Source organism: Leptolyngbya sp. CCY15150, assembly GCF_016888135.1.
GTDB lineage: Bacteria > Cyanobacteriota > Cyanobacteriia > RECH01 > RECH01 > RECH01.
Genome location: NZ_JACSWB010000113.1, coordinates 50040 through 73236, shown reverse-complemented (window position 1 = coordinate 73236; position 23197 = coordinate 50040). Strand labels below are relative to the sequence as shown.

At 51.9% G+C, this 23197-nt stretch carries 20 protein-coding genes; 16 read left to right on the top strand and 4 right to left on the bottom strand.

Going from position 1 to position 23197, the window contains the following annotated elements; genetic code table 11:
• Positions 1 to 3: 3 nt before the first annotated feature.
• From JUJ53_RS01775 to JUJ53_RS01765, 3 genes are all read left to right on the top strand, one after another.
• Entirely contained in the window at positions 4 to 1350 is a 1347-nt protein-coding gene (locus JUJ53_RS01775) for an HlyD family efflux transporter periplasmic adaptor subunit (RefSeq protein ID WP_204150268.1), read from the top strand.
• A 415-nt stretch (positions 1351 to 1765) separates the two neighbouring features.
• Positions 1766 to 2113 carry a ribbon-helix-helix domain-containing protein gene (locus JUJ53_RS01770; RefSeq protein ID WP_204150267.1) on the top strand — a complete coding sequence of 116 codons (348 nt, stop codon included), beginning with the start codon at positions 1766 to 1768 and terminating at the stop codon, positions 2111 to 2113.
• Between the two features lie 169 nt (positions 2114 to 2282).
• Entirely contained in the window at positions 2283 to 3272 is a 990-nt protein-coding gene (locus JUJ53_RS01765; RefSeq protein WP_204150266.1) for a diguanylate cyclase, read from the top strand.
• Positions 3273 to 3305: 33 nt separating this feature from the next.
• On the opposite strand, the gene JUJ53_RS01760 is transcribed toward JUJ53_RS01765, so the two are convergent.
• Complete coding sequence (locus tag JUJ53_RS01760) at positions 3306 to 4439, bottom strand: ABC transporter substrate-binding protein (RefSeq protein WP_204150265.1); 1134 nt, start codon at positions 4437 to 4439, stop codon at positions 3306 to 3308.
• A 276-nt stretch (positions 4440 to 4715) separates the two neighbouring features.
• Here JUJ53_RS01760 and JUJ53_RS01755 point away from each other — a divergent pair, with 276 nt between their 5' ends.
• A complete protein-coding gene (locus JUJ53_RS01755; protein WP_204150264.1) occupies positions 4716 to 5282 on the top strand; it encodes a phosphoribosyltransferase family protein in 567 nt (188 codons plus the stop codon).
• On the opposite strand, the gene JUJ53_RS01750 is transcribed toward JUJ53_RS01755, so the two are convergent.
• Positions 5279 to 6241, bottom strand: a complete 963-nt coding sequence (locus tag JUJ53_RS01750) for a DMT family transporter (RefSeq protein WP_204150263.1) — start codon at positions 6239 to 6241, stop codon at positions 5279 to 5281. The two genes, JUJ53_RS01755 and JUJ53_RS01750, sit on opposite strands and share 4 nt — an antisense overlap.
• Before the next feature lie 496 nt (positions 6242 to 6737).
• On the opposite strand from JUJ53_RS01750, the gene fusA reads away from it, so the two are divergent.
• The 3 genes from fusA to arsB all read left to right on the top strand — a co-directional run bounded on the left by fusA (position 6738) and on the right by arsB (position 10662).
• A complete protein-coding gene (gene fusA, locus JUJ53_RS01745) occupies positions 6738 to 8831 on the top strand; it encodes an elongation factor G (protein WP_204150262.1) in 2094 nt (697 codons plus the stop codon).
• Positions 8832 to 8972: 141 nt separating this feature from the next.
• The gene (locus JUJ53_RS01740; protein ID WP_204150261.1) at positions 8973 to 9293 is read left to right on the top strand and encodes a metalloregulator ArsR/SmtB family transcription factor; all 321 of its coding nucleotides are present in this window, start codon (positions 8973 to 8975) and stop codon (positions 9291 to 9293) included.
• 214 nt (positions 9294 to 9507) lie between these two features.
• Positions 9508 to 10662 carry an ACR3 family arsenite efflux transporter gene (gene arsB / locus JUJ53_RS01735; protein WP_204150260.1) on the top strand — a complete coding sequence of 385 codons (1155 nt, stop codon included), beginning with the start codon at positions 9508 to 9510 and terminating at the stop codon, positions 10660 to 10662.
• A gap of 107 nt (positions 10663 to 10769) precedes the next feature.
• Here arsB and JUJ53_RS01730 read toward each other — a convergent pair whose 3' ends face one another.
• Both JUJ53_RS01730 and JUJ53_RS01725 read right to left on the bottom strand, forming a co-directional pair.
• A complete protein-coding gene (locus JUJ53_RS01730) occupies positions 10770 to 12206 on the bottom strand; it encodes a transglutaminase domain-containing protein (protein WP_204150259.1) in 1437 nt (478 codons plus the stop codon).
• A gap of 393 nt (positions 12207 to 12599) precedes the next feature.
• On the bottom strand, positions 12600 to 14177 hold the full coding sequence (locus JUJ53_RS01725; RefSeq protein WP_204150258.1) for an ATP-binding protein: 1578 nt from the start codon (positions 14175 to 14177) through the stop codon (positions 12600 to 12602).
• Positions 14178 to 14757: 580 nt separating this feature from the next.
• Between JUJ53_RS01725 and JUJ53_RS01720 the strand changes: the two genes are divergently transcribed.
• The 9 genes from JUJ53_RS01720 to JUJ53_RS01680 all read left to right on the top strand — a co-directional run bounded on the left by JUJ53_RS01720 (position 14758) and on the right by JUJ53_RS01680 (position 23044).
• Positions 14758 to 15174, top strand: coding sequence for a hypothetical protein (locus tag JUJ53_RS01720; RefSeq protein WP_204150257.1), 417 nt, complete (start codon positions 14758 to 14760; stop codon positions 15172 to 15174).
• A 691-nt stretch (positions 15175 to 15865) separates the two neighbouring features.
• Positions 15866 to 16651: a glucose-1-phosphate cytidylyltransferase gene (rfbF, locus tag JUJ53_RS01715; protein ID WP_204150256.1), complete on the top strand. Its 786-nt coding sequence runs from the start codon at positions 15866 to 15868 to the stop codon at positions 16649 to 16651.
• A 73-nt stretch (positions 16652 to 16724) separates the two neighbouring features.
• Complete coding sequence (gene rfbC / locus JUJ53_RS01710) at positions 16725 to 17270, top strand: dTDP-4-dehydrorhamnose 3,5-epimerase (protein ID WP_204150255.1); 546 nt, start codon at positions 16725 to 16727, stop codon at positions 17268 to 17270.
• Positions 17267 to 18577, top strand: a complete 1311-nt coding sequence (locus JUJ53_RS01705; RefSeq protein WP_204150254.1) for a Gfo/Idh/MocA family oxidoreductase — start codon at positions 17267 to 17269, stop codon at positions 18575 to 18577. The genes rfbC and JUJ53_RS01705 overlap by 4 nt, the downstream gene beginning before the upstream one ends.
• Before the next feature lie 131 nt (positions 18578 to 18708).
• The gene (locus JUJ53_RS01700) at positions 18709 to 19821 is read left to right on the top strand and encodes an NAD-dependent epimerase/dehydratase family protein (RefSeq protein ID WP_204150253.1); all 1113 of its coding nucleotides are present in this window, start codon (positions 18709 to 18711) and stop codon (positions 19819 to 19821) included.
• A complete protein-coding gene (locus tag JUJ53_RS01695; protein WP_204150252.1) occupies positions 19822 to 21159 on the top strand; it encodes a UDP-glucose/GDP-mannose dehydrogenase family protein in 1338 nt (445 codons plus the stop codon).
• 272 nt (positions 21160 to 21431) lie between these two features.
• Positions 21432 to 21725, top strand: coding sequence for a hypothetical protein (locus JUJ53_RS01690; protein ID WP_204150251.1), 294 nt, complete (start codon positions 21432 to 21434; stop codon positions 21723 to 21725).
• Between the two features lie 468 nt (positions 21726 to 22193).
• Positions 22194 to 22790, top strand: coding sequence for a DUF928 domain-containing protein (locus JUJ53_RS01685; RefSeq protein WP_204150250.1), 597 nt, complete (start codon positions 22194 to 22196; stop codon positions 22788 to 22790).
• On the top strand, positions 22781 to 23044 hold the full coding sequence (locus JUJ53_RS01680; RefSeq protein ID WP_204150249.1) for a hypothetical protein: 264 nt from the start codon (positions 22781 to 22783) through the stop codon (positions 23042 to 23044). The genes JUJ53_RS01685 and JUJ53_RS01680 overlap by 10 nt, the downstream gene beginning before the upstream one ends.
• The last annotated feature ends 153 nt before the right edge of the window (positions 23045 to 23197 follow it).

Genomic DNA, 23197 nt, shown 5'->3' with positions numbered 1-23197 from the left:
CCTATGAAACTCAAGCCCGTTCTGCGGCGACTGCTCTATGGTTTGGCTGGCGTAGCGATCACCTTCCTTCTCGTCCTCTTATTTCGACCCGCTCCCGTGCCGGTGACGGTAGCCGTGGCCCATCGCGGCCCCATGGCCGTCACCGTCAGCGAAGAGGGAAAAACTCGGGTGCGATCGCGTTATCGAGTATCCACACCGATCGCTGGTCGCCTCTTCCGCATCGATCTGACGGCTGGGGATGTGGTGCAGCAGGGGCAAATGCTAGCCCAGATTGATCCCCTTCCCCTCGATAGCCAAGTGCAGTCTGCCCAAGCCCGCCTGCGGGAACTGCAGGCCCAGCTCGCCGGGGTTGATACCCAACGAACTAAACCGGCTGCGCTGCAGCAAGCCGAGGCCCGCATCCAAGGGGCCCAAGCGGTTCAACGCCAGGCCGAGGCCCGCATTGCTCAAGCTGAAGCAGCTCTGGAACAGGCCCAGCGCGATCGCCAACGGGCGGATGATTTGTACCAACGGGGGGCGATCGCTCGCCAGGATTTGGAATCAGCAGACTTGCTAGAGGCTACTAGGGCTCGGGAACTAGAAGCCCTGCAGCGAGAAGCTGAAGCAGCCAGCACCGAGGTGGCCGCAGCCCAAGATACGTTGATGATTCTCCAAGCTGAGCAACAGGATCCAGACTACTTGGTGGATGTTTACAGCGCCCAGATCGCTAGCCTGGAGGCGGAACTCGCCAACCTTGCCGACACCGCCGATCGCACGCGGATCACAGCACCCACCACCGGGCACATCCTGAGGGTGTTTGAGGAAAGTGCAGGCTATGTGGAGGCTGGCACGATCCTGCTAGAGCTAGGAGATCCGCAACAGCTTGAACTGGTGATTGACGTGCTGTCCACTGACGCAGTGCGCGTGCCGGTGGGTGCGCCCGTATGGGTCGATCGCTGGGGTGGCCCCGATCGACTTACCGCCACAGTGCGCCGCGTTGAACCCTCGGCCTTCACTCAGGTTTCTGCCCTAGGGGTGGAGGAGCAGCGGGTGAATATTATTGCTGATTTTGATCAGGCTGTGCCTCTAGGTGATGGCTATCGTGTGGATGCCCAAATTGTGGTGTGGGAGAGCGAATCTGTTTTGCAGGTGCCTGTGAGTGCTCTGCTACGGTGCGATCGCCCCTCCTCCGAGCCTGATACGCCTGGTTGGTGTGTGTTTGTGGTGGATAATAACCGAGCCCAGCAGCGCGCTGTCACGATTGGACAACGCAGCACTGAGGTAGAAATCCAATCGGGATTAGATGAGGGAGAAATCGTTATCTTGCATCCCACGGAGCAAATCGAATCTGGTAGACGGGTATCGAGTTAAACTACTGGGATTCCGGGGTAGATGCGCTAAGAATGAAGAACGAAGAACGAAGAATGAAGAGGTGAACATTGCCTAGGCTGATTATCTTAACCTGAGTTCGGGATAAGCTGAAAGCCTCATTCTCTCGTAGACTAAGAGCTTGATTCTTTCGTCCAACAAGCTGAAAAATTCCCTTAACCCGAACTGAAGTTATCTTACTTAAAAATGATGTAGATAAGCAGAGTGGCGATCGCAACCATGATCCTTCAGATGGATAGTCTGGTACTCTCGACACAAGGCTGTTGATCCAGTTCAGTGCCCTCTGATCAACGAGCTATCCTGGCAACCAGCTATCATCTACTTGCATTTCACCGCAAAGATACTACACTTGTAATACAAACCCAGTCTTTGAACCACCGTGAGGTAACGTCCATTCATGCATTCTGTGAACCCTATCCCACACCGCACCTCTACCACAGACATGGAGGTGACCAGTATTCGTCTTGAACGCGATCTAAAAGAGCGTCTGAAGCAACTGGCTGATAAACAGGGCTATCAGGCACTCATTCGAGACGTTTTGTGGGACTACGTTCAACAGCGGGCAGATCGTCCTCCAAAGCCGCGATCGCAGGGCGAGATTCGCTTCACTGTCCCTGCGATCGCCCGCCGACCAGAGGTTTGCTGGCTCACGGGTGCAGATATTGCTCCCCATGAACCCATGCTGTTGGGGCTGACGCTGGCGGATGAAATGGTTCCCCTCAGTGCGGACAGTATAGACCCGTGATGCTTTAGACTAGGTCTCTCTAGTCATAGTCTAGGATATTACCTACTCTAGTCAGGCCCGTTGTGTCTCCCGCTCGTTCAGCGAAGAGGCGCAGGACAAGGCAGTGGCGGAAATGGCACAATAGATAGTCTACCGTTCCGCCTCAGTGCCTGCTGTTTGGGTTAAGACGATGCAAAGTCCCGATTTAGAATCCCTCACCTCCTCCTTCCAACCCCAGAATTTTCTGGTGTTGGTTGTCGATGATCTCCGCCAAAATCTTAAAATTGTAGGGACTATGTTAGATGAGGCGGGCTATGGTACCACCTTTTCTACGTCCGGCCCTCAAGCCCTAGAGCGTGTGCAGGCAGCACGCCCTGACCTGATTGTCCTAGACTTAATGATGCCTGATATGAGCGGTTTGGATGTCTGTAGAACCCTCAAGGCTAATCCAGAGTTTCGAGAGATTCCCATTATCTTCCTGACGGCCAGCCATCGGCAAGATCACCTACTCAAGGCGTTTGAACTAGGCGCTGTGGACTATGTCACCAAGCCATTTAGTTCCGCCGAATTATTGGCCCGCGTCCGCACCCATCTAGAGCTGAAGCACACCCGAGACCAACTTCAGCTCGTGCTTTCAGAGGTTCAGCGCATGGCGACCATCGACTCATTAACCGGGGTGCTCAACCGACGATGTTTGTTTGACCTTGCCAAGCGGGAGTTTGAGCGATCGCAGCGCTATGGATCAGTCTTCACCTTACTGATGCTGGACGTCGATCACTTCAAACGGATCAACGACACCTACGGCCATATGGTGGGCGATGAGGTTTTAAAGTCGCTCACGCAAGCAATTCAGCGATCGCTCCGTCAGGTGGATCAATTCGGACGATACGGCGGAGAAGAGTTTGTGATTGTGCTTCCAGAAAGCCCGCTCAACATAGCCCGACAGGTAGGCGATCGCCTCCGCACCATCTCTAGCCAGCTTTCGATTCCCACCAAAACTGATCCCATCTCCCTCACCGTGAGCATTGGCATTGCGGCTTACAATCCTCAGGATAAAGCCGTTGAAGACATTTTTGAGCGGGCTGACCGCGCCCTCTACCAAGCCAAGGCAAAAGGACGCGATCGCTGCTGTGTTTGGGAAGAGGTTGATGGATCGACAGCCCCAGTAGCCACAACCTAGACCGGGGCTGTACGTGATCCCAACGCTAACGTTTTACTCTAGAGGCTGACGCTCTGATGCAGGTGGCACTTGCCGATCTTCTAGGGGCGGCAGGTAGTCGGCCGTAAAGACAGTATCAATATCTGGCGTAGCCGTGAGTTCAAATCCCTTCACGGTTTGGGCAATGGTAGCCTCCAAACGAGCTGGATCCACCGCACCTAAGCCCAGAGATTCCACCTCCTCATTCACCAGCAGTTCATCCAAAGCAATTTGCAGCCGGAGTTTTTCTGCATCTGGATCCATAAGCTCATCGCCCGCTGCCACCACACTTGCTAGGCCAGCTTCTGGGTCAACGAGCATATCTTGAATGCCGCGAATGTAGGCGCGCAAGAAGGCCCGCACCGTTTCTTCGTTAGCCGATAGAAAATCTTCCCTCAACAAAACAACGTTGCCATAAAAATCAAGTCCGTTGTCTTTGTAGTAAAAGATATTCAGGTCATCCATCGTTTTGCCCCCGGCTAACAGGGACGGCATCATGGAATAGATGAAACCGCTGATCGCATCTACATTGCCTTGCAGCAAGAAAGTTTCTCGTAACTTGGGCTCCATGGTGACCCATTCCACAGAGTTGGGATCAATGCCGGCTTCCTCCGCCAGCACCGGCCATAGGCGACGAGGCGCATCCCCTGCTGGTGCTCCTAGGGTTTTTCCAGCTAAGTCTTGGACGGAGTTGATGCCGCTATCTTGAGTTGTAACAATCGCAAAGGGTGCTTTGTTATAGGGCACAGCCACCACGATCATCTTGTCGTCAGGGTTGCGCTCGTTGAACTCAATCATCGAGTACATGTCGCCAAAGCCCATGTCATACTGACCGGCGGCAATTTTGCTCGATGTATCTGCTGAGCCATACCCCCGCTCAATTTGTACATCCAAGCCCTCTTCAGCAAAGTAGCCACGCTCGATCGCCAGGGTGAGAGGTGCATCCACGCCTTGCAGGAGCCAAGATAGGGTAAATCGAACCGTGGTTAGCGATTCTGGCGTCGCTTCCGCCGTATCGGTGGTGGCTTCCGTATCCTCTACGGCTGTGGGCGTTTCTGTCGGGGTTTGGCATGCAGAGACCCCTGCCAGAGCAGCAATGACTAGACCCGATGCCATCCAGTTGCGAAGCCGAAGTTGACTCAATTTCATAGGAATTAACCGCTCACCTGTTCGTACAATGATTTGCTTTTGTGCCCAGGCCACGTCATCGTGATTGCCCGACAAAACTATTCCCCATATCTTGAATTTGAACGGCGGATGGAATTGTATTCAGCATTACCTTTAGTTGAGGCTTTCTCAAAGCAGGGCAGCCAGCAGGTTGGCCCCACATAGGTCTTAGGGTATGGTGTTGAGCGGTGCTGGCCTGCATGTCTCCCCCACGGGCCCGGCCGTTATTCCTTATACCTTCATTGCTAGGAGATGCTGATGACCCCAGAGTTTAGGGTGCAACTAGAGCAGTTAATTGCACAAACCGGAGCGCTGCAAACGGGGCATTTTCAGCTTGCCAGTGGTCTCCATGCCCGCCGTTTTTTTCGCTGCATTAAGCTCTTCCAGCAGCCAGATCAGGTGCAGTTTGTGTTCGATGCCTTGGCCCAGCGGTTTAGCGATCGCCCCCTCGATTGGGTTTTGGGAGCCAATGAGGCGGGCAGTATCTTGGCTTTTGAGGTGGCCAAGCGCTTGGGGGTACCGGTGGTCATCGCCCGGCAAACCCAGCACCGCTATCACCTGATTGATGGTTTTCAGCTCAGCCAGGGCGATCGCGTCTTGGTTGTGGATGACATTACCACCACCGGCGGCACCGCTAAGCAACTGCTGGAGATTGTCAGGCAGGCGGACGCCGAGCCGGTAGGAGTCGGCATTTTAGTCACCAAAGGTCTGTTTGAGGTCAATCTGGGCTGTCCTGTAGAGGTTCTCATGCCCCTAGAGGGTATGGACGCGATCGCCCCGGATCAATGTCCGCTTTGCCAGGCCGGCCTGCCCCTGTCTTCCTAGCCCTTGGAACGTACCTGGGACTGCTGGGCTTTTTCGTAGCCCAAAATGGCAATACTCAAAACCACGATGCCCACGCCCATACCCTGGCGCAGGGTGAGGGTTTCTTGCAAAAAGATCCAGGCCATCAACGTGGTGGACACCGGATTACTCACCGCCACAATCGACATCAGAGCCGCACTCACCAGATGAATGCCGACGTTGTAGAGCAACTGCCCTGCTAGGGTCAGGGCCGACGCTAGGGCGCTAATGCCCCACAGGACACCCCAGGACTCGGCGGGCACGTCAATGGTCACCAGCAGTAACCCCAGGGTAGAGAGCACCGCCATCACCACAAAATTCACCACGGTAAACGGCACGGGGTGAATTGTCCGGAAGCAGGTCTGGGCCAAGACGCCCTGAATCGAGTAGGTCACGCAGGCTGCCAGCGCTGCACCCACGCCCAGCCACATTTGGTCAGGACTGATTGCGCCGGCTATCGGCACCACCAGCACACTACCCATGAGCACCGTGCCGGTCATAGTCAACCGTATCCAACTGGGGCGATCGCCAAACAGCCGCCAAGAAACCAGCCCGGTGATCACCGGATGCGTGAAAAACAGCACCGTGGCTGTCCCGGCGGGAATGGTAGCGATGGCAATAAACAAAAAGGTGAGGGACAGAAATAAAAATGTACTGCTGATCAGCGATCGCCACAGGAGCGATCGCTGATCAGGCTTCACCAAGGCCTTCAAGGCCTGCTGGGTACCCGGATAAAACCATGGGGCCAGGATCAGCATCACCGGCAAAATCAGCAGCGATCGCATCTGGAGCACCAGCACCGAATTGCCCACTGTCGGCGGAATGAAGCCACCCCACACCCCTTGCCCAAGAATAGGACTTTCAGAGAAAATAACCCGTAGTAATACGTTCTGCGCCGCCAAACATAGCGAGCCCACCAAAATGACGGCAAATCCAAGCATTGGTAATGGCTACCTATCCAATAGTCTGTATACTGAGAGACGCTGAACATTACAGCATCCCAAAACCTGTAAACCAGCAAGGTCTACGATAGTACAGCAAAGAAGGAGTTCAGCCTACTCGATATTAAAATCACGCCAGGACACGGCAGACCCTCGCCGTTTTTCCCATGGGCCGCTACTATAAAAGAGTATGCGAAAAATACCCCCTCCCATGGTTCCCCAGTATCTAGACACGCTCACGGTTAACGAGTATCCGTTGTTCTAGGGTCACCCATTTCAGATTGCTGACCCAAAGCGGTGAAAACAGCCCTGATGTGCCTTGATTCCATTACAATTATTTAATAATTCATACGATTGCTGAAGGCCGGATCGGGCTGCCGGTTTTTTACCGTCTACAGCCTACCCTCTGCTGATTATGGAAGCACCCTAACCTCCGTTTAAGTCATCCTTAACTGTGAGCCTACAATCGTTTGTCGCACTGAACTAGAGATCAGACATGAAGAAAGACATCGCGCGCTATCGAAATATTGGTATCTTTGCCCACGTGGATGCGGGCAAGACCACCACGACCGAGAGAATTTTGAGTCTCACGGGAAAAATCCACAAAATTGGTGAAGTGCATGATGGTGCGGCAACCACAGACTTCATGGAGCAAGAGCAAGAGCGCGGCATCACGATTCAGTCGGCTGCAACCTCTTGCTTTTGGAAGGATCACCAGCTCAACATTATTGACACCCCTGGACACGTAGACTTCACCATTGAGGTATACCGCTCCCTAAAGGTTCTAGACGGTGGGGTTGGTGTATTTTGCGGATCAGGTGGGGTAGAGCCTCAGTCTGAAACCAACTGGCGCTATGCCAACGACTCTAAGGTCGCTCGGATTATCTATGTCAACAAGCTAGATCGAACCGGCGCTGACTTTTTCAACGTCGTCAAGCAAGTTGAGACCATTTTGGCGGCTAAGCCGTTGGTGATGGTGCTGCCCATCGGCCGAGAAACTGAATTCTGCGGCGTGGTTGATTTGCTCACCCGCAAGGCTTGGATCTGGGATGACTCTGGCGATCCCAAGAACTACGACATCAAAGACGTGCCTGCCGATATGGTGGATGATGTCGAAACCTACCGGGAAGCCCTAATTGAGCTGGCGGTTGAGCAAGACGACACTCTCATGGAGAAATACCTAGAGGGTGAAGAGCTGACCATTGATGAAATCAAGGGCTGTATTCGTAAGGGCACCCGTGAGCTGGCCTTTTTCCCCACCTACTGCGGTTCCTCCTTTAAGAACAAGGGTGTGCAGCTCATCCTAGATGCCGTGGTCGATTACTTGCCCAACCCGATGGAAGTGCCGCCTCAGCCTGAGGTTGATCTTGAGGGTAATGAAACCGGTAAGTTTGCCATTGTGGATGACGAAAAACCCCTGCGAGCGTTGGCATTCAAAATTATGGATGACCGCTTTGGGGCCCTGACCTTTACGCGCATCTACTCCGGTCGGCTGTCGAAGGGAGACACCATCCTCAACACAGCTACCGGCAAAACCGAGCGGATTGGTCGCTTGGTGGAAATGCACGCCAACTCTCGTGAAGAAGTCGATACAGCGCAAGCTGGTGACATCGTGGCGATCGTGGGCATGAAGAACGTGCAGACCGGTCACACCATCTGCGATCCCAAAAATCCTGCCACCCTTGAGCCCATGGTCTTCCCTGAGCCGGTGATTTCCATCTCCGTGAAGCCCAAGGTGAAGGGTGGTGATGAGAAGATGGGCTTAGCCCTGAGCAAGATGGTGCAGGAAGATCCGTCCTTCCAAGTGGAAACCGATCAAGAGAGTGGTGAAACCATCATTAAAGGGATGGGTGAACTTCACCTTGACATTAAGGTTGACATTCTCAAGCGTACCTATGGTGTTGAGGTGGAAGTGGGTCGTCCTCAGGTGGCCTACCGCGAGTCCATCACCAAGCAGATTGCCGACAGCTACACCCACAAGAAGCAGTCCGGTGGTTCTGGTCAGTACGGCAAGATCGACTACATCATCGAACCGGGTGAACCGGGTACCGGCTTCCAGTTTGAATCGAAGGTGACCGGTGGTAACGTACCTCGGGAATATTGGCCAGCGGTTCAAAAAGGCTTTGCGACCAGCATTGTCAAGGGTCTGTTGGCAGGGTTCCCCTGCGTAGATTTGAAGGTAACTCTCACCGATGGAGCCTTCCACCCAGTTGACTCGTCGGCGATCGCCTTTGAAATTGCGGCTAAAGCTGCCTATCGCCAAACCGTTCCTAAGGCTGGCCCTCAACTGCTAGAGCCGATCATGGATGTGGATGTCTTCACGCCAGAAGACTACATGGGTGATGTGATTGGTGACCTAAACCGTCGCCGGGGCATGATCAAGTCCCAAAACCCCACCCCCACGGGTTCTCGGATTCGGGCAGATGTACCGCTGAGCGAAATGTTTGGCTACATCGGCGACCTGCGTACCATGACCTCTGGTCGCGGTCAGTTCTCCATGTCCTTTGATCACTACGCACCTTGCCCCAGCAATGTGGCAGAAGAGGTGATTAAGGAAGCTAAGGAGCGCCAAGCGGCAGCCGCCTCCTAAGCATCATCGGGTTGTGATATAACCTCAAGCGATCGCTCTGGCACCTCCAGGGCGATCGCTGTTTTTTGGGCAGCATGTTGGGCGGTGGGATTGGGATAAAGACGTTTAGGATAGAGACGCTATCGTCGGGAAAATGGGCTTATGTCAGACCTCATTGAACTCAACACCAGTGCCTGTTCAGGGTTTCACGCCCTTTCTGATCCCCTACGCCTCCAGATTATAGATTTACTGCGCCAGCAAGAACTCTGCGTATGCGATTTATGCGATCGCTTAGAGGTGCGCCAGTCTAAACTATCCTTCCACCTCAAAACCTTGAAAGAAGCCAGACTGCTGCGATCGCGGCAAGAGGGTAAATGGAGCTACTACAGCCTCAACCTCCCTGAAATTGCCCGACTAGAACAGTATCTATCCAACCTAAGACAGGCTACCCCGCGCCCCTCTCGATCCTGCAGCGATGATTAACCCGAGGAGCAGACTGCCGTTCTCCCTAGGTGCTCCCATGCTCTCAAGTTGGGACATGGTTGACAAAACAACTTTTTTTGATTTGACTAAGAGTAAGCGATCGCTGAGCTGGTTGTAATCGGCAGCGATCGCAACGTTTGCTGCCAAGCGATCGACGGCCCTACCTGGGGCTACCGCTTGATGATGTTGGATCGTTTATATCATGGGTGACCGCATGACCACAGAGAAACCGGATCGTCCAAGCCCTGCCGTCCAGGCTGGGGGTAGCCTCAACGCCTTTGAGCGATATCTCACCCTTTGGGTTTTGTTATGCATTGGGGCTGGAATTGCCCTAGGACGAGTCTTTCCAGGGATCGCCGAGGCTCTCGACGCGATGAGTATCTATCAAGTCTCTGTGCCCATTGCCATCTGCCTCTTTTTCATGATGTATCCCATCATGGTGAAGATTGACTTTTCCCAGGCCAAGAAAGCAGCCCAAACCCCTCGTCCTGTAATGCTCACTCTCGTTGTGAACTGGCTCATCAAGCCCTTCACCATGGTAGCCTTCGCCCAATTTTTTCTAGGCTGGCTGTTCCGTCCCCTGATCGAAGGGTCAGAACTGGTGCGAGGCACGCCCCTAGCGATCGCCGACTCCTATATCGCTGGCACGATTCTTCTCGGCATCGCCCCCTGTACGGCCATGGTGCTGATGTGGGGCTATCTTTCCTTTAGCAACCAGGGGCATACCCTAGTGATGGTGGCCATCAACTCCTTGGCTATGCTGTTCCTATATGCTCCCCTAGGACGCTGGCTCTTAGCCGCCAATAACCTGACGGTGCCCTGGGAAACGATTGTCTTATCGGTGCTGATCTATGTGGGATTGCCGCTGCTGGCAGGAGCCCTATCTCGCACCTGGATTTTACGTCATAAAGGCAAAGCCTGGTTTGAGCAGGTATTTTTGAACTACCTCAGCCCCATTGCCGTTATTGCCCTGCTGATCACGCTGATTTTACTCTTTGCCTTCAAGGGCGATCTGATTGTTCGCAATCCTTTTCATATCGTACTGATTGCAGTTCCTCTATTTCTGCAAACTAATTTTATCTTCTTGCTATCATATCTAGCGGCTCAGAAACTGAATATGGTCTACGAAGACGCCGCCCCAGCCGCCTTGATTGGCGCAAGCAACCACTTCGAAGTGGCGATCGCTACGGCCGTCACTCTATTTGGTCTTAACTCCGGAGCTGCCCTGGCAACGGTGGTTGGTGTTTTGATTGAAGTGCCCGTCATGCTGATGCTGGTAGAAGTTTGCAAACGCACCGCCTTTTGGTTTCCCCGCGCCCCAGAAAAGGCTAGCCTGCATGATCCTCGTTGTTTTCCACCCATCACTTAGCCGATCGGTCTTCAAGATGTCATGCTGTCTATCACTGGAAACCTTAAGAATCAGAGATTTCATTCCACTATCCTGACTAAGTTTGAGCACGACCCAATGATCAAGGATTAAGACTGGCGGTTAAACTCAAATTGTCCAACAGATGAATACGATCCATAGGCTTCATCGCCAACAAATAGCATAACGTGGTACGTCCCAGCACTGGGTAAGGCACAGGTAACCGTTGGCCCTTGGGAAGTTTCATCATTACATCGCTCTTGCTGCTGACTGCCTTTGCGGCGGTAGGACGCCATGATCCAGCGTTGGTCAGGATTTTCGAGCTGGATCGTGGCCTCTCGTTCCACATGGGACTGGGAGCGATCGGGAGAGATTAAGCGTAGTCCTTGGGCAAAGAAGCTAGGGCGCAGCATCGGCTGGCGTAAAAACTCGCCAATGGATAGGGGTTTAGCCAACAGTTGCCAAGCTGGATCTTCTGGTAAATGGCTCATCACCATCACATCTGCCGGCGGAAATAGATAATCTGTTTTATAGGCCTTGGTAAAGGTCGTATCATCCACAAAACCACTGTCCCAGGTGGCATCTAGAAGGTACCAATTGCCGTTAATCTGAGCTGCATTCCAGGCATGACCTTGACCACTCAAGTCGTTACTCAAACTGCGAGAATCTCCTGAAATATAGAGAATCGTTTCGCCAATTTCCTCCCCTAGGGCAACCAGCAGTCTGGCATAACCTTCACAGACAGCTTTATGGGTTTGAAACACCGTAGTCGCATCCTGGGGCGGGCGGGTGCTAGGATTCCGCAATGCAGGCACATCATAGGCAACCCGATCAGCAACGTAATCATGGAGAGCCTTGATGCGCAGCATGGGATCAGGTTCTTGCTGAGCAATGTATTGAGCTACAGATGCAATCGAGGTTTCAACATTGGCTGGCATCTGGGCAACTGCTGGATGTAAACCCATCCCAGTCCAAGGCCAGTTCGAGGCAGCTTGACTCACCGACGGTGTACTTGGGGAGGCGGTCTGTTCTGAACTGGTAGGCTGCCTTGGGGAGGTGGTCTGTCCTAAGTCCGTAGGGCGAGGGCGAATCGTTGGCGCATCTTGGTGATAGGGATTTTGGCGCACGGATGAGTAAAGCCATTCCAAGCCACCGGCTGTCTTAAACAACGATTGCCGCACCCATTCTACTGGCTGCCCCGATCGCCCATCGAGCATCCAATCACCCCGAGTAGCAAGGGCGAGGAAAGCCGTCTCTGGCCTTAACGCCAACAATGCTGAGATGAATACGACATTTAACACCAAGGTACGCAGCGTAATGCGATCGCCCCATGTGAGAATACCGGGCTGCGATCGCCGTTTGCGCTGAGCCCATAAATCCCAGAGAATAGGCAGCAGTGGAAAAAAGAGCAGTCCAGAAAAAATGGTGAGCCCCATGGGGCCATTGGTAAACGCGACCAAGGAGGAGACCAACCATACTCCTAGAATGGGAGTACAGAAGACCAGCCCATACAGCGTTAGTTTAATCAACCCGACGATGACTGCCATGAACGTTTCCTACCGTTTCTATCCGTCGATTCTTTAGAAGGGTACCCAGATCTAGCCATGATCCATACCAGACCATGGTCAAAGCTTAGCCAATACCAATCGCGATGTCATGTTGAACCTGGCTCCAGGACAATCTTTCAAGCATCCCAAGTCAACGTTGACATCACCTTTGCTGAATAGCAGGATGATTCCGCAATAGTTTGCCTAGAGGTTTAGATCCTGTAGTTAGGAGGTTCACCTCCTGGTTCAGCAATACCCTAATTTCATCGTCTTAATCAGGCAACGCCGGATGATTGACCGATTGCACTATGAAGATGAGGTGAAGTCAAGCCAGATTTCTGGGCTCAAAGAAAAATCACCATCCATCTTTCACCACCCCCTAAAGACAGAGAGCTAAACTAAATCATCTGGAACATCATCTGGCTCCATGGGAAACCGAATGGTGAAGGTTGTGCCTTGTCCTACTTGACTGCGCACGTCAATATCACCCTGGTGTAAACGGACACATTCCCGCGTAATAAACAAACCAATGCCAGTGCCGGGAATGGTGCCCACGTTTTGAGCTCGATGGAAGCATTCAAACAGGTTCTCTTGATCCTCAGGAGGAATACCGATCCCAGAATCGCTGACCTCAATGATGGCATCATGGTTTTGCCGCTTGAGATGAATGGCGATCGCCCCACCGCCGGGAGAATACTTAATGGCGTTAGATACCAGGTTCGTAATCGTCTGGCGCAATAGCTTTTGATCTACGGAGAGCTCAATTGACGCCGACGTGCTAGAAAAGTCGATCCTGTGGTTAGGCTGGGTCAACACCTCAAACTCCCGCAGTAGATCTCGCAGAAATTGCTCTAAATTTAACCGGGTCGGCACAGATTTTAGCTTGCCGGCCTCAGCCTGCCCGACGACGACAACATCATCCACTAACAGCGTCATATGGTTGACGGCCGCCTGAATCCGCGTCAGCAGTTCTTCGCGATCGCTCTCGGTGCAGGGAATATTTTGCAGGATATCGGCTGACGACTGAATCACCGTCAGCGGTGTGCGAAATTCGTGGGAAATCACCGACACAAATCGAGACTTAAACTCGTTGATTTCCTTCTGGCGGCTGAGTGCCTGGCGAATTTCATGCTCCACCTGCTTGCGGCGGCTGATATCGCGAGCAATCCCGCGATAGCCCTGTAAAACTCCCTGGGGATCGAGTCGCATCAAGCCACTGGTTTCAAATTCAACAATATCGCCTGAAACGTGCCGTACACCCACCTCAAGCTGCGTCGAAGCGCGATCGCCCGATAAGTGCTTCAAGGCATCCACAAAGCTCTCATAGCTATCCTCCGCCATTAGGTCGTGGAAGGAAAGCCCGATTGCCCTCTCCAGTGAATACCCCAGGATAGAAGCAATCTGAGCATTCGTATAGGTCAACTGCAAATTTGCATCACATTCCCAGATCCAGTCACTGGTCTGCTCGACTAGATTTCGATACTGCTCTTCACTGGCCTGCAGCGACACTTCCGTTTGCTGCCGTTTCTGAATTTCCTGGGTGAGCTTTTGGTTTTGATCCAAAAGCTGTTTCCGCTGCTGCTGCAGCGTAATTTGCGTTTTCACCCGCATTAGGATTTCCGCTTCATGGAACGGCTTCGTCACATAGTCAACCCCTCCCACCTCAAACCCCCGCAGCTTATCAGCCAGCTCATCCAGCGCACTGATGAAGATGACCGGAATTGTCTGGGTTTGCTCATCCCGTTTCAGCAGTTGACATAGGTCATAGCCGCTCATCTGCGGCATTTTGACATCCAGCAGCAATAGGTCAGGTGGCTTGGTCTTGGCTGCTTGTAAGGCCATGCGAGGGCTCGTGGTGCAGCGGACATTGTAGCCTTGCATGTCTAACATCCTAGAGAGCAGGCGAAGGTTATGGGGAATATCATCCACCACGAGGATGTCAGCCGTTAAATGGGAGTGCAAATCAGACATAAACAAGGACAATCAGTATATAGGGTGCCGCAAACACGTCACGCAGATGGTAGTTCTACAATCGTAGTGGGTTGATAGACTAAACGCTGTACGCAACCAGTTTTGATACAACTGCCCTCATCTATAAATCAGTACAACTATGGAAGCAGCGTGTCACGGCTTTACAATCTGGGTGGCGATCGCCCCTAAATTCCTACGTAGTCTTACTACTATACAGGAATCCTGATGATGCCAAGCAGGTCATCAGGTATGGGGTTCAAGGGATAATCTTTATAAGCCCATGATCAGCTTACTGTGATGATAGGCAATGCTTGGGATAGGTGCGCAGATGCTAATGATAAAGCTTTGTCGCGAATGAAATCAGGAACTATGTCTGTATTAATTTTGACTTAGTTTTGCAAGAAGTTCATACGTGTTATTACGACCTTTCTGAACATTGCATCAGTCTGTGTTGTTGATCATGGGCTAAAACTAGGGGTTGCGTCCATGTCTATTCTATCTCGCAGCCTCTCCGCTTAACGCTTGAAGGATGGGGCACCTCAGCCCTAGGATAGTCATGCAAAGGGTTTGGTATACCGCCATGGATTATGCACAGCAGCTCGTCATGATGGCTGAGGATGAATTGACCGAATACAGCACTGAAGCACGCAAAATCGAAAAACTACGGCCAAAATTTGGGTTAACCGTGCCCTATCCTCAACAGCAAGACGTGCGGGCGGCGATCGCTGCCCAGATTCCCACAAGTCTGCCGGCCAAGTTAGTTGAAAACAACCGCCAACTGGTCGCACTCCCATTTTGGGGCATTGGCGGATTAGGCCTGCTCTTTGGCATTTCTGCCTCCCAACCCCTCGACTTTTTAGCGACGGGCATTGGCTTCTACGTAGCCTTCTCCGTGCAGCGCTGGGGCTGGAAACTAGAGGCAAAACGTCTGGCCATGAAGACTCTAGATGTCATTGAGACCGACATGCAGGCTTCTAGAAACCAGCCTATGGACTAGTGCCTTTACCTAAACACCCCCCGGATTGTCCCGAGGGCGATCGCCCAGCCCTTATCTTATGGCTCAACCTCACACAGCCTTGGGCTCAATCTCGCATAAGAACCAGCAAGAAGACAGGTTTTTCCTCACACTAAGTAGAACTACGGTAGGTCTAGTTTAAAGATCAAGTAAAGTTACTTCATAAAAACTTGGCGCTTCGTTGATATTGAAGTTATAAGTCGTATCAAATATGATTCAGCTAGGACTCATGACTAACTGCACCTTGCCTAGGCGTTTCAGGATTGATCCGTCTCTTGTGTAACCTGGTTGCTGCATCATGGATCATAACCCAGCACTTTTATAGAGGAACCATCCATCGTCACCCACGAGCTATCGCCCATGAACCGTCTAGGTCAATGCTGAACAGTAGTTTTACGGAGTTGCATGAAGACCAGTGAATACTAGGAATGCCCTTTCGGCTCAGCTATAAGGACGTTTTCACATCAGCACCATGGGAAAGGGGATGCCATACCCATAAAAATATGCCAAGCTTTACAAGCAAAATGTGATTGCGTTTTTCTGGGTTAGCGCAATTAAGGTTGAAAAGAATCTGGGTCAGGTGCGATCGCTGCTTGGGTCGTCTTGCCCCGATCTTGGTTCTAGCCCATGTCCGTCACTATCCACAACTGACACAATGTGAGGCAAGTTTAGAATGAAGGCAGTAATACTCGCAGGTGGGTTAGGAACTCGTCTCAGTGAGGAAACCAGTATTCGACCCAAGCCCATGGTTGAAATTGGTGGGTTGCCCATTTTGTGGCACATTATGAAGGTCTACTCAGCCCATGGCATCAACGAATTCGTGATTTGTTGCGGCTATAAGGCTTATGTGATCAAAGAATTTTTCAATAACTACTTCTTACGCATGTCTGATGTCACCTTTGACATGCGCTACAACCAAATGAATATTCATGGAGCCAAAGCAGAACCCTGGAAGGTCACGCTAGCCGACACGGGTGAAACCACGCTGACCGGAGGGCGACTCAAGCGGGTTCGCGAATACATTGGTAAGGAAACCTTCTGCTTTACCTACGGAGATGGGGTCAGTAACGTTAACATCACTGAGTTGATTAAGTTTCATAAAGAGCAAAAAACCTTAGTGACGTTAACGGCTGTCCAACCCCCTGGACGCTTTGGTGCGATTGAATTAGCTCAAGGGCAAACCAAGATTGATAGTTTTCAGGAAAAGCCTGAGGGCGATGGTGCCTACATCAACGCAGGTTTCTTTGTTGTGGAGCCTGAAGCGATCGACTATGTGCCCGATGATGCTGGCGAAGACTCGGTGATGTGGGAGCATACTCCCCTCCAGAAAATTGCTCATGATGGACAACTTTCTGCTTTCCGCCATGATGGATTTTGGCAACCCATGGATACGTTGCGGGACAAAAACTACCTCGAAAAACTCTGGCACAGCGGTCAAGCCCCCTGGAAAATTTGGTAGCATCTGTGCCGACATCTTGTTGCAGAAGTGCCGTCTATAGTTTAGGGATAAAGCGATCGCTACAGGAGGATGAATGCAGTTTATTGAAACCAAGCTCAAAGGGGCCTATGTGATTGATTTGGAGCCTCGAAGCGATCATCGTGGCTTCTTTGCACGCACATTTTGTCAACAAGAGTTTGAAGCTCACGGGCTCAATCCAGCCGTAGCTCAATGTAACTTATCGTTTAACGCCAAAAAAGGAACGCTACGCGGATTACATTATCAACGTCCTCCGGCTACTGAGGCTAAACTAATCCGCTGTATTCGTGGAGCTATCTATGATGTGATTGTAGATATGCGTCCTGACTCTCCAACTTACTTGCAACATGTTGGCGTGGAGTTATCTGCAGATAATCACCGAGCATTTTATGTCCCCGATCTCTTTGCCCATGGCTATCAAGCCTTGGAAGATGGGTCAGAAGCTTTATACCAGGTGAGTGAATTTTACACGCCCGGTGTGGAGGGAGGATTACGGTATGACGATCCAGCCTTAGGGATTGAATGGCCCCTGCCGGCTGTCGAAGTCTCCGAGAAGGATCAGTCTTGGTCGTTGTTAACATCTGAAGGAGTTCGGTCATGATTATTGTAGATACAGCTTTAAAGGCACGGGAAGAAGCAGGCAATCCTGTACGAGTGGGCATGATTGGGGCAGGATTCATGGGGCGCGGCATCGCCAACCAAATCCTCAACTACATTCCCGGAATGCAGCTAGTTGCTATTTCTAACCGCACGGTGGAAAACGCGAAGCAGGCCTATGCCTTAGCTGGAGCTGATGAGGTCACGGAGGCTTATACCGTAGAACAGTTGGATGGAGCGATCGCTGCCGGTAAGTTTGTAGTCACCGCGGATGCCGATCTGCTCTGTGAAGCCGAAAACATTGATGTGCTCATTGAGTCTACCGGACATGTAGAATTCGGCGCACAGGTCACCATGAAGGCGATCGAGTGCAAGAAGCACATGGTGCTGATGAATGCGGAGCTAGATGGCACGGTTGGCCCCATTCTAAAGGTCTATGCTGACCGCGCTGGCGTGATTCTCACCGGTTGTGATGGCGATCAGCCAGGGGTACAAATGAACCTCTACCGGTTTGTCAAAAGTATTGGGCTAACGCCTTTGATTTGCGGCAACATCAAGGGTCTGCAGGATCGCTACCGCAACCCCACAACCCAAGAAAGTTTTGCCAAACAGTGGGGGCAAACGCCTTCTATGGTCACCAGCTTTGCAGATGGTACCAAAATTTCGTTTGAACAGGCGATCGTTGCCAATGCTACGGGTATGAAGGTGGCGCAGCGCGGTATGTTGGGCTACGACTACGACGGTCATATTGACGACATGATTGATCGCTATGATATTGACCAACTGCGAGAGCTAGGCGGAATTGTTGAGTATGTGGTGAAGACCAAACCTAGCCCGGGGGTGTTTGTCTACGCCGCCCACGAAAATGATGCCCAGCAGGCCCACTACCTCAACTACGGCAAACTCGGCCAGGGGCCGCTCTATAGCTTCTACGTCCCCTACCACCTGACTATTTTTGAGGTTCCCCTTTCCGCAGCGCGGGTAGCCCTATTTAACGACTCCGTGATTTCCCCCTTGGGCGGTCAGGTTGTTGATGTAGTGACTACAGCTAAGATTGACCTTAAAGCCGGCGAAACCCTTGATGGGCTGGGCTTCTACATGACTTACGGCATGTGTGAAAACACTGATGTTGTCATGGAGCAGCGTCTCTTGCCCATGGGGATTGCCGAGGGCTGCCGACTCAAGCGAGATGTCCCGAAAGATCAGGTTCTCACCTATGATGATGTTGAGTTGCCCACAGATAGCTTAGCGGTCAAACTCCGTTTAGAGCAGGATGCTTACTTTGCTCCCAAACCGTTAGCCACCGTTTAAGTTTGACCGGGACTAATTTGAGAGATTCAGGAAAACTCTGGTTAGAATTACGGAGTTCTGGGCATTCTAAAAGGAGTTTCCTGTTTCTCTACAGGCGTTATGACAATCCTGTCTATCTTAGGTTTTGACATATGAAAACAGCGCGTGATGTAATTGCTGCCGATTTAGACTACATGCGGGGCAATTTACAGGAAGAACTGAGTGTAATGGCTGGGAAAAAACTCCTGATCGTAGGAGGAGGTGGGTTTCTAGGCTATTATCTAGTTCAGATGATTTTGTACTGGAATGACACGGTGGATGCCGATCAACAGATTCAGCTCACCGTATTTGATAATTACATTCGCGGTGTTCCTGATTGGTTGGTGAGCCTCAAGGATAATCCTACGCTTACCCTTACCAAGCACGATATTACCCATCCTCTGCCGTCTGACATAGAGGACTTTCAGTTCATCATCCATGCCGCATCGATCGCTTCTCCCACCTATTATCGCAAGTATCCCATTGAAACTATGGATGCGAATGTAAACGGGCTGCGATCGCTCTTAGAATATTGCCTAAGACAAAAGGAAAAGGGCATTCCCGTTGAAGGGTTCCTGTTCTACTCCACCAGCGAAATTTACGGTGATCCAACCCCCGAAAATATTCCCACCCCGGAAACCTATCGCGGTAACGTCTCCTGCACAGGGCCCAGGGCCTGCTACGACGAATCCAAGCGCTATGGGGAAACGCTTTGCGTTAACTTTGCTCAGCAGCATGGGCTACCGATCAAAACTGCTCGTCCCTTCAATAACTATGGGCCGGGTCTAAAAATCACCGACAAGCGCGTGCTTCCAGATTTTGCCCGGGATGTTTTATCCGGGCGAGATATCATCATGCTATCGGATGGATCGCCTACCCGTACCTTTTGCTATATCGCCGATGCCATTGTGGGATACTACAAAATCCTGATTAAGGGACATCCTGGGGAAGCCTACAACATTGGGGTAGAAGAGCCGGAAATTTCCATGGCTAACCTAGCCGATCGCGTAGTGGAACTGGCCAAGGAACTCTTTGGTTATACCGGGAAGGTGGTTCGCCAAGAAAGTGACGATAAAGCCTATTTGGTGGATAACCCCAACCGTCGCTGTCCCATTATCACCAAAGCTCGCACCGATTTGGGCTACACCCCTGGCATTATGATTGATGATGGACTACGGCGATCGCTCGTTTGGTATCAAGACAACCGCGAAGCAGAGGAGGCATAAATGAAAGTTTCTGTTGCGGGTACAGGCTATGTCGGTTTGGTGTCGGGAGTTTGCCTGGCAGAAAAAGGACATGAGATCATCTGTATTGACATTGACCCGGTCAAAGTCGATAAGATTAACCAGGGAATCCCTCCCATCTATGAAGATGGCCTAGAAGATCTGCTCAAGAAAAACATTGGTCAGTCCCTGTCGGCTACGACCAACCTGCGCCAAGCGGTTCTAGATACAGATATTTCGCTGATTGCGGTTGGCACACCGTTTGATGGCAATGAGATTGATCTCAAATACATCAAGACAGTGGCGCGGCAAATTGGTGAAGTCATCAAGGACAAGACCACGTATCACACCGTTGTGGTGAAAAGTACCGTGGTTCCAGGCACCACCGACGAGGTCGTGCTGCCAATTCTAGAAGAAGCATCGGGTAAAAAAGCTGGTGTGGATTTTGGGGTGGGCATGAATCCTGAATTCCTCAAGGAAGGGGAAGCGATCGAAGACTTCATGTATCCCGATCGCATTGTCTACGGTGGTGTCAACGATAAGAGTATCCAGGTTTTACAGGAGCTCTATGCGGTGTTTGAAGGTGTGGATCAACTGGCGACCAACTGCCGCACCGCCGAGATGATTAAGTACACGGCTAATTCCCTGTTGGCTACGATGATTTCCTTCTCGAACGAGATTGCCAATCTTTGCACCTCCACCGGCGGCATTGATGTCACGGAAGTCACCCGTGGCGTTCACCTAGATAAGCGTCTCACCCCCATTCTCGAAGACGGCACCCGCATTGTCCCGTCGTTCACTACCTATATTGAAGCGGGTTGCGGCTTTGGGGGAAGCTGTTTCCCTAAGGACGTCAAGGCCTTGATTGCCTACGGCAAAAAACAGGGCAACTCCATGCAAATCCTAGACTCCGTGATTGCGGTTAATGAGAAACAGCCAGCTCGGCTGATCACCTTACTGCAAAAACATTATCCTGATCTAAAAGGCGTCAAGGTTGCGGTGTTGGGCTATGCTTTCAAGCCAGGAACCGATGACATTCGCGAATCACCGGCTCTGCCAGTGACTCAAACCCTTTTAGATGCAGGGGCTGTGGTGCAGGGATACGATCCCATCGCCCAGCATGAAGCACAAAAAGTGTTTGGGGAAGGGACGGTGACCTTTTGCCCTGATGTCGATACGGCGATCGCTGGAGCCCAGGCCATTATCATCATTACCCGTTGGGCAGAGTTCAAAGCCCTACCGGAGATGATTGCTTCCCTGGATCCTCAGCCGGTGGTGATCGACGGACGACGCATGTTAGACAAGCATAGTGTTGCCATCTACGAAGGCATTGGCCTCTAGCTCTCTCCTAGACCTTTAGGGAGACTTAGAGCACGAGGGATCACGAGACTGGCTCGTGATCCCGGCACTGATCAGAGCACAAGTTCCTTTTGCCGATGGGAGAGCCTTGTTCTGGGATGACCGGGGATCGCCCATACCGATCCCCGGCTATCCCAGCATCTTCCTCTATCCCGGATCAAAAATCAGCCCAAGGAGACAAATTCGTCTGGTCATGACGCCGATCTCCACCGATTTCGATGTAGAATCGACAAGGCGTTAACGATGGTTCAGTCATGGGCGAGCGACCGATTAAGAAATCAGAGCGGGCAGAACGTAGCAGCGCAGAGCCGGCCAATACTCCTCAATCCCAAGACGAGCGTCGTTCGGATCGGGGCGGACAAGGAAAATCATCAGGTAACCGAAAAGGGCGGGGCGATCGCCAAGAAAAAACTCCTGCAGTGCCCCAAGCTCTCATGCGTGGGCCCAAGCCCAAGCCCGCACCTGAACCGCCAAAATTAGAAGAATCCACGCCAGAAACGGATGAATCTGAAGGCAGCGCAACGGATGAAAGCCCTGAGGATCAGTAAACTCCGGTAGGGCAGATTTCAGGGGAGCTCTCCACGCTCCCTATCCATGTGAAAGCCCGCCAAGGCGGGCTTTGTTGTGAGGTAGCCTCATGCATCAAGACAGGCCCCTGAGGGCTAGGTGATCTGGAGGCTGAGCCTATTGAGTGAATATGCGGACTGAACTGCCCTAGGGTTTAGGGAACTTAGTCGGTGGAAACTCGGTCGCAATTTTATAGGCTAATAGACTACTTTAACGTAGAGGCATCGTATCAACGTAGGGATTAGATCTGCAGTTACGGACGTAGAGTGCTCAATCATTCTAGAGATGCACTTATCAGACTAGCGATCGCTCCTACCTCTTTGCGTACCCCATGGGATAACGATCCCAGCGGCCAAGTATCCTTCCTGTTGACAGCATACGTTAGGATGACCGGGCTGCGTCTACCAACGCCAAGATGACAGATCACTCAGATCCAACAAGGTTAAATCATGGCAAGTAAACCATTACTCATCCTGACATCCATTCTATCCGGGCTCTCGATCACCAGCCTACTGATCACCCTAGGGCTACCGCAACAAGCGATCGCCCAAGTGGTCAGCAGTGCTTCGCAGATCAGCCAAACCACCTTTGAGCCTCCTCCTGGCCAAGATAGTCCAGATCAAACCGCAGGAGGCGGATCGCGGGGGGAACGTCAATGCCCGGCCGACCTGACTACAGCTAACTCCGATGCTAACCCAAGCGAGGCTTCCCAGCCTGTCGCCCTCAGGGTTGTCTCTGGAGAAGAAACCACCGAGCCCTATCCCACCATTGATATCCAAGTACCCAAAACCTCAGCAACCGCCGCCACCTTTAGCTTCCTCACCGGGGAAGGCCATGTCGTTTACGAAGCAGCCATTCCCATTGAACAAGCTCCAGGTATCGTCTCAGTCGCTCTACCTGAGCATCAACCAGGCTTAGATGTTGGGGAGCGATATTACTGGATGTTTGCTCTCGTCTGCGATCCAGATAATCGCTTACTAGACGTTGCTATTGGTGGTACCGTCCATCGGGTGGACTCCCACGCCTCCCAGCCATCTTGGCAGTAACGCTTCATTGCCCACCCAGCATTCATGGGACAGGTCTAAGATGTCATGGGCTTGGGACGACTGCGCCCTCTAAAGCGATCGCCAGCGATCGCTTTAGTAACCAGCCTCAGCGTCTATCAAGCGGTTCCCTCGCCTGGAAGACTTGGGATACAGCATGGTGTTTGATAAATGAGTTCTATAACGTTATGGCTCCAGAAGCCTCTGGCACTGGGGCGATGACCGATATCGTCTGGGCTGCGCCTGGTTCATCCTGAGCCTAACAGCACTGAAACCGCCAGCCAACGTGCAGCTATTCTACGGCTTAGCAACGTCGCCCACCCAAGAAGACAGGATGATTCAAGCCGATCAGAACGGTCGTATCGTGGGTATTGCTGAATGAAGGCAGGACATCGGAATGTGTGCAAGAT